General features: G+C 45.2%; 10 protein-coding genes and 1 pseudogene. 7 read left to right on the forward strand and 4 right to left on the reverse strand.

Annotation, left to right across the window (positions count from 1 at the left end; genetic code table 11):
- Positions 1–389 precede the first annotated feature (389 nt).
- The 4 genes from AOG36_RS08835 to AOG36_RS06420 all read left to right on the forward strand — a co-directional run bounded on the left by AOG36_RS08835 (position 390) and on the right by AOG36_RS06420 (position 2,317).
- The gene (locus AOG36_RS08835; RefSeq protein ID WP_197536038.1) at positions 390–710 is read left to right on the forward strand and encodes an AAA family ATPase; all 321 of its coding nucleotides are present in this window, start codon (positions 390–392) and stop codon (positions 708–710) included.
- The gene (locus tag AOG36_RS08840; RefSeq protein WP_015106930.1) at positions 689–1,090 is read left to right on the forward strand and encodes a putative GTPase subunit of restriction endonuclease; all 402 of its coding nucleotides are present in this window, start codon (positions 689–691) and stop codon (positions 1,088–1,090) included. Before AOG36_RS08835 ends, AOG36_RS08840 begins: the two co-directional genes overlap by 22 nt.
- A 269-nt stretch (positions 1,091–1,359) precedes the next feature.
- Positions 1,360–1,503: a hypothetical protein gene (locus tag AOG36_RS08705; RefSeq protein WP_156240617.1), complete on the forward strand. Its 144-nt coding sequence runs from the start codon at positions 1,360–1,362 to the stop codon at positions 1,501–1,503.
- 490 nt (positions 1,504–1,993) lie between these two features.
- Positions 1,994–2,317, forward strand: coding sequence for a 5-methylcytosine restriction system specificity protein McrC (locus AOG36_RS06420; protein ID WP_082334219.1), 324 nt, complete (start codon positions 1,994–1,996; stop codon positions 2,315–2,317).
- Positions 2,318–3,214: 897 nt separating this feature from the next.
- On the opposite strand, the gene AOG36_RS09385 is transcribed toward AOG36_RS06420, so the two are convergent.
- A complete protein-coding gene (locus AOG36_RS09385) occupies positions 3,215–4,531 on the reverse strand; it encodes a methyl-accepting chemotaxis protein (protein WP_053825747.1) in 1,317 nt (438 codons plus the stop codon).
- A gap of 244 nt (positions 4,532–4,775) precedes the next feature.
- Here AOG36_RS09385 and AOG36_RS06430 point away from each other — a divergent pair, with 244 nt between their 5' ends.
- Positions 4,776–5,228 carry a phosphatidylglycerophosphatase A family protein gene (locus AOG36_RS06430; protein WP_015106923.1) on the forward strand — a complete coding sequence of 151 codons (453 nt, stop codon included), beginning with the start codon at positions 4,776–4,778 and terminating at the stop codon, positions 5,226–5,228.
- 5 nt (positions 5,229–5,233) lie between these two features.
- Here the strand turns inward: AOG36_RS06430 and AOG36_RS09110 are convergent.
- Together AOG36_RS09110 and AOG36_RS06440 are read right to left on the reverse strand one after the other, a co-directional pair.
- Positions 5,234–5,882 (reverse strand): annotated as a pseudogene (locus AOG36_RS09110) (HpaA family protein).
- A gap of 243 nt (positions 5,883–6,125) precedes the next feature.
- Complete coding sequence (locus AOG36_RS06440; RefSeq protein ID WP_231850642.1) at positions 6,126–8,120, reverse strand: methyl-accepting chemotaxis protein; 1,995 nt, start codon at positions 8,118–8,120, stop codon at positions 6,126–6,128.
- 224 nt (positions 8,121–8,344) lie between these two features.
- Between AOG36_RS06440 and AOG36_RS06445 the strand changes: the two genes are divergently transcribed.
- A complete protein-coding gene (locus AOG36_RS06445) occupies positions 8,345–8,527 on the forward strand; it encodes a hypothetical protein (RefSeq protein WP_053825697.1) in 183 nt (60 codons plus the stop codon).
- Positions 8,528–8,536: 9 nt separating this feature from the next.
- On the forward strand, positions 8,537–9,688 hold the full coding sequence (locus AOG36_RS06450) for a M20 aminoacylase family protein (protein ID WP_015106920.1): 1,152 nt from the start codon (positions 8,537–8,539) through the stop codon (positions 9,686–9,688).
- Positions 9,689–9,692: 4 nt separating this feature from the next.
- Here the strand turns inward: AOG36_RS06450 and AOG36_RS06455 are convergent, their stop codons facing one another.
- On the reverse strand, positions 9,693–10,730 hold the full coding sequence (locus tag AOG36_RS06455; protein WP_053825698.1) for a glycosyltransferase family 9 protein: 1,038 nt from the start codon (positions 10,728–10,730) through the stop codon (positions 9,693–9,695).
- Positions 10,731–10,738 lie beyond the last annotated feature (8 nt).

Genomic DNA, 10,738 nt, shown 5'->3' on the forward strand with positions numbered 1-10,738 from the left:
GGGGGGGGGGGGGGAGTAAAACAATCAAAAATAGCATTTTTAAACAAATGTGCCAAAATGTACGGCTTGAAGTTCTCTTAGAAGAATTTGCTAAAGATGTTAAAAAAATTAAAAAAATTAGCTAAAAGTGATAAAAAACGCAGAGGCCAAACAAGGAATCCCCCTCTTTGGCAAGCGGGTGATTGTGGAAGTGAAACGCCATGTTAAAGGAGAGGATAAGAAATGCGATTGCTATCAGTATGGGCACACCACAAGAGAGGGTAGCCTTTGTTCTTTTCGTCTAGAGGGAGAAGGGCATACTTGGCAAAAAATAAAATCATGTAAGAATATCCAAAATTTAAAAATGGGCTCCTGGGGAAATATCCGGGGTAGCAATCACCCGTATTACGATGCGCTCTACAAACAAATCAGGAAATTTGAAGAAAAACATCCAAAAACCTTCCCAAATTTGTCTATATATCCTTATTATTGATGGGATCAATCGGGGCAATATTTCTAAGATTTTTGGTGAGCTGATCACCTTGGTCGAGGAGAACAAACGCATATGGCGCAAGGAGGAGTTAAGGGTTACCTTGCCTTATAGTCAAGAACTTTTTGAGGTACCAGACAATCTGTATATCCTCGCCACGATGAACACCGCTGGCCGTAGCATTGCGCCCTGCGCCGCAGGTTTAGTTTTGTGGAGATATTGCCTAGGCCTAGTTTACTGAGCACAAACTGCGCTGGAGTTAATCTACAAAAACTCTTGGAGGCGATGAACACCCGCATCGAGTTTCTGCGCGATCAAAACCACACGATCGGGCACAGCCGCTTTTTGGGATTAGAGAGCTTAGAGGGCTTGCAAAATTGTTTTAAGGATAAGAACATCTCGCTTTTACATGAGTATTTTCATGATGACTACGCCAAAGTCCATACGGTGCTTAACCGTAATGGCATGCTAGCAAGCAAAGAAATGGGCAGTGCATTAAGCGGGCTTTTGGGAGATTTCATTGATACAGATAAAAAAGTGTATCAAACTACAAAGGCTAGGGATTGGAAAGCCGAAATATTCCAAGCCATTTATGGAGGTGTTCACCAAAATCAAGAATAAGAGCCACAGCCTCATGCATCGGATGCGTCTAACATAACCAATCTATGAAACCCACCCCCACGCTCTATTTAGCCGAATACCAAGAGTTTAGCGAGACGGATATTGCGCAGTGTTTAGGGGAGAAAAAGGATAAAACCCCAAAGTCTAGTAGGCTCTACTAGATTTTGCCAACAGACCCAAAATCATGTGGATTTGATCCAAGTGCAGAGCTTTAGCCTTGAGATTTTGCCTAAGATTTATGGGCGCGATTTAAAAGGGCATGCTCCAAAATGCTCCCAAAAATCCCCAAATTCACCCTCATTGACTTTCAAAACCAAGTGTCAGCATTTATAAAACAAGAGCGCACACCAAGCCCTCTTAAAATCCCCCATTGCCCCCTTTGTGATGCCAAACAAGTACTCATCATTGTTTGAAAATCTTTCAAGACATCTCCTTTAAACAAACCCAGTTTTTCCAGTTAAACAATGCATGCCTTCCATCGCTGGATGTTTTGATCTAAATGTTCCTAGATGGGTGTTTCCAACTCATCAAGCAGGGGTTGGAACAAGCCTATTGTATGTTTTAGAGAACCGCCCTTTTCTTAAAAGCAAACTAGAAATAAGTCAGCACATCAGAATTTAATCTATAAGGAGCGTTTCTACACTTATAGCCATGAGTACAGTCTAAATGTTGCGCCCAATCGGCTCATTAACTACACTGGAGCTCTTTAAAACCTTGAGCTTGAGCCCCCCAAAAGCCAAGAAAAGCTACACTCTATTTGTTTTGTCTTTGATGAGATGTGTGCGAGCCAAAACATCGAAGCAGATTTGCCCAAAGTGCACATCAAGCCGTTTTAAGGAGTATGAAAACCTGTTGGCATAGTGTGCCCTTTCTTAAAAATGAAGTCTCCAACAAGCCACGCCTATGCGCTGTTGTTCTCTATGCAGAGGCTTTGTGAGGACTTTGTTTTCAAGGCAAAATGCGCATGCATGCTTAGAACAAAGTAAATGTTTAACAAAAGATGAGAACTCTAAAAGTTGTTTTTCTATGCGTCATGACATTGTATCAAGAGAGAGGAGTAAAATCATCATTTTAGACACCAAATGGAAGGCAATGACAGCACAAAAAGATATTGTACACGCCGACCTTTACCAAATGCGGGCATATGTGAGCAAGTACATCAAAGGTGAGCGTGTGGTTGGTGCATCCACAGCAAGAGACGCAAGAGATACAAGCCTTAACTTTTAAACCTAAAGTTGTGGAGTTTAAAGGGATCAAACTTCTTATTAGATTTTTCCGCTGTAGATTTTATCCACTCTCTCATTTTGCTGGGTAGGCTTGCTAAACAAGGTGGTTAGACATCAAGTGGGCTACCAACAACAGAATCTAGCACAAGTGGACTTAACATTTGTGAGAAATGCTGTACATTTCTCACATCTTGAGCAAGAACCTTACTAAGCTTGCAAGTAGGCAATTGCATGGACATTTATAGCATATAGTAACTACACGGGTATCATGAAGCGAGTACATCAATGCATCAAAGATTGAAATTTATTTAGAGCGGGTTGTGGATAATTGGAGGAGCAATCTCTACTTTCAAGGATGAGCAAAGTCTTAAACACCCATAAGGCTAACTAGGTGCGAGACTCTGCCTTTAAACTCTAAAAAAAACGATACTATAAAATCGACTCAATTATAGTTTACAATTTTACAATACAAAAAAAGGGTTCATCCATAAATTGTAAGGGGGAACCTTGTTTTATTTATGAAAAGATTATCAATTTGGATAAGAACTGCTATTTTATAAGTGTGCCAAGAATTACGATGGAGAGTGGATTTTAACTCACATATATTTAACTCACATATATATAAAGATTTTTCAGGGATTAAAAAGAAGTTTGCCGATTCGACTTGTGCTGTAGTTAGGAAAGTTAAAATGATCGTGGATTGCAACAAGAGAGATAAAAAGAGGTTGCAGAACACTCAAGAATCATTAGAAATTTTGCTAATTGTAGATTGTGATTTGGTTTTAATGGATTGAGGGCACTTGTTTAAGAAGGGTAGAGAAGTCTGTAGTGTTGTTTTTGGTAGACATTGTCTCCATCCCAAAAGGCTAAGGTGCTTAAAAGCATCCAAAGCTCGCCCCTATTTCGTGCTAGAAAGTCCCATGCCCTGCGCTACACGATCGCTGGCAGCTTTGATTTTCTCCATTAAATCTTGGGTTTCATAGGAGAGTTCTGCGGTTTTTTCGGCTTCGGCTGCGCCGGTGCTGATGCTACCCACCACTTGTTGAGTGACTTCTCTGATAGATCCGATGATCGCCGCAATCTCCATCACGGATTTACCGGTACGCTCGGCAAGTTTACGCACTTCATCGGCGACCACCGCAAAGCCCCGCCCGTGTTCCCCGGCTCTAGCCGCCTCAATGGCAGCATTGAGAGCAAGAAGGTTGGTTTGATCGGCGATGTCTTTGATGGTTTGGGTGATGGAAGAGATTGAATCGGACTGTGTGTTTAGAGTGTCGACCAGTTGGACATTGTTGTTCATGGTGCTGGCGACATTCTGGATATTAGCAGTGGTCTTTTCAATCATGCAGTTGCCATCACTGGTGAGTTGTTGGTTCTCCTTAATGAGCTCCAAGAGCATCTTGATTTTCATTTCTTTGTGTGTGGCATCCAAAGCAAACTTGATGAACTTATAAATCCTGCCATCGTCGTCAAAAACAGGGTTGTAGGTGGCTTCTAGATAGACATCTTTGCCTGTTTTGGTGATCCGCTTAAAAGTCCCCTTGGTGGATTTTCCCGACTCTAAGTGGTCCCAAAACTCGGTGTATTGCGGGGTTTTGACATACTCGGGATCGCAAAACATTGCATGCCGTTTGCCCTTGATCTCTTCTAGGGTGTAGCCCATGAGGTCTAGGAAGTTTTTATTAGCGGTGATCACCTGGTGCTCCATGTCAAATTCAATGAACGCCATTGACTCGAGGTTGGCGTTGTAGACGGCGCGCAAATCGTTCAATTCTAAAATCTGCTTCGTAACATCTGTGGTAATTTTGATGATTTTAAGCACCTTGCCCCGTTCATCTAAGACAGGATTATAAGTGGCCTCTGAATACACCTCTTGACCATTTTTCTTGATCCGTTTAAAGGTTCCTCGCTGGAATTGCCCGGACATAAGCTTTTTCCAAAAATCGCCGTAGCGAGGCGAAGACACCAATTTGGAGTCGCAAAACATGGAGTGGTGTTTGCCCTTGATTTCCTCCAAGGTGTAGCCCATGAGTTTTAAAAAATTATCGTTGGCACTAAGGACCTTGCCCTCCGTGTCAAACTCAATGATAGCCAAAGAGCACTCAAGGGCGTTGTAAATGGCACTGAGGTTGTGGTTTTCTTTAGCGAGTGTGTTGATTTCCTCTATGCACTCTGTTTTTTTTTTTTTGTGGAAGACGAAAAGAACATATGCAATCCTTTGTAAAAAAAGTGTAGAAAAACCTTCTACTAGCGCGGTGTGGGTCTTGCAAGTTTGCCGGGGAACCAACGAGAGCGATAAAGAATACAAAAGGGTTGGGGAGCGGGGGACAACACAGGTCGCCCTGCCCACCGTTTGTATTTGGTTGGGCTGTTGTGCATGCAATATCCTAAACACTATGTTTCATTATACCATGTTTTTTTAACTATGCTAAAATTAATCTAAATTCTTGGAGAAAACCTTGAGACTCCTTAGTCGTGAATGTTTTTTAACGCTGTTTTACGCGGGCAAGTTCCCCAAAGGGCCGGGCACTGTAGGCAGCGTGGTGGCACTGTTTTTGGGCTTGCCTCTTTTATATCTCTCTGCCAACACTCTGTTTTTATGCGCGGTCTTGATTGGGCTTATTGCCATTAAGCAAATCGATATCTACGAGGAGCAAACCCAAAGCCACGATGACAAGCAGATTGTGATCGATGAGTTGGTTGGGATGTGGATGGCGATGGCGATTGCAGGCCTTAGTTGGCTGGGCGTGATTGCTAGTTTTGTATTCTTCCGCCTCTTTGACATCTATAAGCCCTCTTTGATCGGCAAGATCGATCGGGATGTCAAAGGTGGCTTAGGTGTGGTGGGTGATGATGCTTTGGCCGGAATTTGCGGTGGGTTTTGTGCTCTGCTTGTAACCCACCTGTGGTAGCTGTGCTACTTTTTGATTTGGTCGATCGCGTTTCTGTATTGTTCTAGATTGGTGTTGGTTACCCAATGCACCAATTTCTGCACCACAGCTCTGTACATTTCACTGAGAATTTTACGGATGGCATCGTTGTGGTTTTTATCCAGTGTGCTATGACTGATAGAGCTAGCCCCCTCATAGCCACCAGAGTTGGTCTTGTTTGGCGTAAGAGTGGACAAGGGCTTGCTTAGCACCCACATTGATGGCAAAGTTGTGTGTGGTGCGTCCTGTTTTAGGTTCAAAGAATTTAAAGATGACCGCCCCTGCACTTTGGTCTACAATGCCCTTCATACCGGTATCCTTAAGGTTCTCTGTGTCCATATCTGCATCTTCTAAGACCCCCATCCATCCCCTGATTTTCAAAATAGAGGAGATGTTCATTTTCTGCTCAGCACTGAGATTTTGTACATCTGCTAGGCGGATGATGTGGTAACCCTTTTTCTCTAGGATTTCTTGGACTTGCTTTGCCAATGCACTTTGGAATTGGTTGATGTAGGGCTGGACATTTTCACCTGCTTGGATGTTTGGGGTTAAAATGGCGATGGTGTGGTTATTGGAAGTCTCTTGCTCGAGATTGACAGGATAGTTGAAGTTTAAGGGAACTGAACTACTGGTCACGGTGCGCTTGTGGGCTTAGCTGTGGGCTTTATACCTGTGTGGCACAGCCAGAAAGGGCAAAAGACACACCCGCTAAGATGAATAAAAGGGGGTTTATGTGTTTTCGCATAGACTTCCTTTGAAATTTAAAATGGTGAAAAAACAAATACAGGGGCGTGGTGTAGAGTTTTTTGGTTAATGTTGGGTTAATTTTTGGAGCTATATGGCTTGTTTTTGTTAAAAGGACATGCTCTGCAAACCTCCTTAAACCTTAAACACACTCAAAAAGTCATTTAAATCATTGGTTTGGTGGTTGAGCTTGTGCGAAGATGTCTGCATGGAGTCGTTGATTTTTAACAAGTCCTGTACGCAGAGGGCGATTTTATCTCCATTTTCGAGGATACCTGTGGTGTGCTTGTTGATACGGCTGATGTTGTTGAGATTAACTAAGGATTGATCCACAACATTGGCGATCACATCGGCAAGGTGATTCACATGCTCTTGCATACCGCTTGCGTGCTTGGTGAGGGCGTGCATCAGCTCTAAACTGCTTTGTCTCTCCTCATTGATTTTGTCGATAGATTTTAAAATTGTTGTGATGATCGTCTCGCTCTCTGTAATGCTCTTTTGGGTACGCTCAGCCAACGCCCGTACTCCATCGGCGACCACAGCAAAACCCCTTCCCTGCTCGCCCGCTCTAGCCGCCTCGATCGCCGCATTGAGGGCTAATAAATTAGTTTGTTTGGCGATGTCTGTGATTGTGTCTAGTACGCTGCGGATGCTTTGCGCCTCTGTGGATAGGGCTTGCATTTGCGCCACGCTGTTTTCTTCATTGGTCATATTGCACTGGACATGTTCATTGATGGCAGATACGGCTGTTTTGGTGTCCTCGACATTGCTCAACACCCCCTCTAAAAGCTCCTTAGTGGAGAGGGACATCGCTAGGCTTTCATCCAACGCTTGCCGGCTGGAGTGGCTCAAATCTGTGTTGTTTTGGCTGATTTCTTTGATCTGCTTAGAGTTGGAGTCTAGCCCCATAGAGATGGTGCTCAAAGACTTAGAGATGTCTGTGTTGTTTTGTACTTGTTGGAAGATGCATTGCAGGGTGTCGCGCATGTATTCAATGAAGATATTCACAGATCGTGCCATAAACCCAATCTCATCGTTAGCGGCAATGCTGATTTTATCTGTCAAGGTTTTGTTGTCCACGATGTTTTTTAGGGTTTTGTTGACCTTTTGCAACCTTTGAGCGATGTAGCGCATCATCAAGAGAGCTAAGATACTTGTTGCAAGTATAATCACCATCTCTAAAACCGCCAGCAGTGTAAACTGATGGGTTTCTTTGGCAATCTCAGACTTAGTAAGCTTGGTGATGTGGTCGCTAATACCATCTTCCACTTGCTTCAATGCATTGATTTTCTTGGTGATGGTGCTAAACCACATGGTGGGGTCCACACCAAATCCCCCCACTAAATATTTTTGCATGAGGGTTTGGCGCATTTCTTCCACTTCTTTGAAGCTAGGGTCGTTAGAGAGGCGTTTAAAAAGCGCGATGCTCTGCACATCCCCAAAGGAAAGAAAATATTTATAAAAGACCTCTTGTTTGGCGATCAAGGCGATGAAATGGGCGTATTGGGGGTTGTCAGGGGTATTTGCGATAAAAATGCGGTTGGCCGTGGCACGCTCTAAGCCGGACATCTCTTTGGCGTAGAGAAAACTGATGTAGCCCATCACTGCATTCGAGATTGTAGAATTGGGGATGATTTTAATGGATTCAAGCACGGTGTTTAAGAAGAGATCAATACCCTTTGTAAAGTAGGCGACCGTGTCGTTGACCAAAGCTTTTTTATTCTTTGCCTCCATAGCACTGCGTTTTTGAGACAACTGCTCTAGGAGGTCAAGCCCCTTTTGCACGGCTTGCAAGTAATGAGAATCCAAATCCGAAACAGACTCTAAAAATTTCTTAAGTGCCGCTAACCTTGCATTGGTGTTTTGCCTTTGCTTGGGCAATTTGTCGGCAAACTGCACCCCATCACTGGACAAAAACCCTGCGCTCATCCCCCGCTCTTTTTGCATTTCATGTACCAGGGCAGATAAGTATTTGGACACTTCTATTTGGTGCGCCAAGTCCTCATTGCGGCGCAAGAGATTGTAGGTGCTGTGTAATTGCCAAAGCATGAAAAACAACAACACCACCATGGGGATAGAAATGATCAAGATGACCTTGCTCTGCAACCGCAAACTATTTAAAAAGTGCAAGAAAGACTCCTATAAAAAGTCTATTCTAATGCAAATTAGCTAAATTGCGTCATTATCTGCACTAAATGAGAAATTGCCTTAACTTTCTTGGCGTAAAATCACTATTAAACCCATAAGGATAACCCATCATCTACGACAATAAAATTGCTATGGCCGCCTCCAACCTTAGCAAAAATATATAAAGATTGCCCAAGACATCTTCAAAGAAGCCAATAACATAGAATGTGGATGATAACCCTCCCCCTGAGAATACGATCCGTATAAAATGCAAGGGCAGACGCGAGGACTACGAGGACTACATAGAAATCATTTTGGATCGACCGGTTGTAGGGTTTGGCAAACGGATCGAGGAGGAAAACGCCATAGTCTGTGGTATAAAATCAAATGCCTTTTTACAAAAACTCTAAAGGAGAATGATGCCTTTAATTCTAGAGATCACTGCCATGCAAGAAGAGTTTATTCGGTTGCGTCAGCACATCCATCAACACCCAGAATTAGGTTTTGAGGAGTTGGAGACCTCCCAACTTATCGCAGAAAAATTAAAAGAGTTTGGCTATGCAGTGCATACCGGTGTGGGTAAAACAGGCGTGGTGGGGGTGCTCAAAAAGGGCAGTGCGCCCAAGAAAATTGGTCTAAGAGCGGACATGGACGCATTACCCATGCCTGAAAAAAGTAATTTGCCCTACCAAAGCCAAAACCCTGGCAAAATGCACGCCTGCGGGCATGACGGGCACAGCGCGTCTTTGCTCTTGGCGGCCAAATATTTAGCCAGTCAAGACTTTAATGGGACGCTCCATCTGTACTTCCAGCCCGCCGAGGAGGTGTTAGGGGGGGCTAGGGCGATGCTTGAGGATGGATTGTTGGAGAGGTTTGACAGCGACATGGTTTTTGGCTGGCACAACATGCCCCTTGGCAGCAATCAACAGTTTTATCTAAGGAGCGGGGCGATCATGGCAAGCGCGGACAGCTACACCATTGAAATTAAGGGCAAGGGTGGGCATTCGAGTGCGCCTGAGAAGTGCAAAGACCCCATTGTGGCGGGGGCACTCTTGGTGGTGGCACTACAAAGCATCGTGTCGCGGAGCATTGATCCTAGAAATAGCGCGGTGGTGAGTGTGGGCGCATTTAACGCGGGCAGCACTTTTAACATCATCCCAGATAGTGCCACACTGCAACTAAGCGTGCGCGCTTTAGACCAAGAGAGTCAACAGATCACCTCTAAACGCATTGAGGAGATTGCCAAAGGCATCGCCCTAGCCCAGGGTGTGGAAATTGAAATCAGCAAGCAAGCCGCCACGCCCATCACCATCAACGACTCCAAAGCCACCGCCTTCGCCCAAAGTGTGGCCGAGGAGGTCTTTGGCAAGGCGCATTGTTGCTTTGAGTACCCCGCGGCGATGAGCAGTGAAGATTTTGGCTACTTCACTAAGGAGCGCCCCTGCGCCTACGCCTTCTTGGAAAATGAAAACACCCACTACTTGCACACAAGTGGCTATGTGTTCAACGATGCGCTTTTAGCCCGTGCAGCCAGTTACTACGCCCGCTTGGTGCTCAAATATTTGGGCTAGGGTGCTAACCTTTAAGCCATTGTTGGATGAAGGCTAGGAGCTGTTCTAAAATTTGGGGGATTTTGAGCAAGGACATGTCCATGTCCCGTGCGGGGTCTGTGATTGTGGGCGCAAAGGCCAAATGTTTGGCGGGGGTGTTGATGGGCTGCCAACGCAAGGGGGCAGCACTGGCGCGGGCGGGGTAGAAAGCGCAGGTGGGGATGTCTAGGGCAGATGCCAAATGCAAGGGCCCCGTGGCCGCTGAGATAAAAAACTGAGCGCATGCCAAAGAGCGGGCAAAGTCGAGCATGCCCTCGTTTTTATCATAGACGATGATGTTGGGGTGGTTGATTTGTTGGGCAAGCTCCTTGGTGTTTTGGCTCTCTGTGGGGCCCGCGCTCAAAATCATCTGCGCATCCAAGCCCTTCAACAGCCCTAAGATCAGCTCAATCCATTGGTCCTTAGAAAGATTGGGCGAAGAGCCCCCTGTACCCGTGTGGACAAAAATCCACGGCTTATTAGGGTCTAGTTTGAATTGCTGGACCAATTTACCCCTTTGGGCCTTGATTTTAGTATCGGGGAAAGACCAATAAGGCGGGCCATTGGGCTCCACAATGCGGATATTTTGCAACTCTAAGAAATGGCGCGCTAGATCAAGGTTATAGACAAACTCGGGCTTAGTGGAAAGCGAGCGGCGTTGGCGGAGGCGGTGGGTATAGAGGTATTGGATGAGTTTGGTAGCCGTAGCTAAACGGAAGGGGATGCCTGCCCTAAAGAGCAAGAAAGCGTTGTGGGAGGTGGAGAAAAAGCTGATGACAGCGGGGAAGTGGTGTGCTTTGATGTCCTCTAGGGTCTGTTTTTTGGCTTTTCTGCTGGCATGGCGGCCTGCATCCACCACCACGCCGTCTAAATAGGGACAATGGTGGGCAAGCTCGGCTGTGTAGCTGGGCACAAGCACAATAAGCTTGGTCTGTGGCATGGAAGCTTTGAGCATGGCAAAGGCAGGCCACGCTAGGACAAAATCCCCCAGTTTATCGTTCCGTACAACTAACAGCTTTTCCACAAACTTCC

Source organism: Helicobacter heilmannii (assembly GCF_001283065.1).
GTDB classification, from domain to species: Bacteria; Campylobacterota; Campylobacteria; order Campylobacterales; family Helicobacteraceae; genus Helicobacter; species Helicobacter heilmannii.

Excerpts from the sequence above, each read along its gene's own strand:
- AOG36_RS08835 (WP_197536038.1), top strand. The coding sequence starts at position 390 with ATGCGCTCTACAAACAAATCAGGAAATTTGAAGAAAAACATCCAAAAA.
- AOG36_RS08705 (WP_156240617.1), top strand. The coding sequence starts at position 1,360 with ATGCTCCCAAAAATCCCCAAATTCACCCTCATTGACTTTCAAAACCAA.
- AOG36_RS06420 (WP_082334219.1), top strand. The coding sequence starts at position 1,994 with ATGCGCTGTTGTTCTCTATGCAGAGGCTTTGTGAGGACTTTGTTTTCA.
- AOG36_RS06450 (WP_015106920.1), top strand. The coding sequence starts at position 8,537 with ATGCCTTTAATTCTAGAGATCACTGCCATGCAAGAAGAGTTTATTCGG.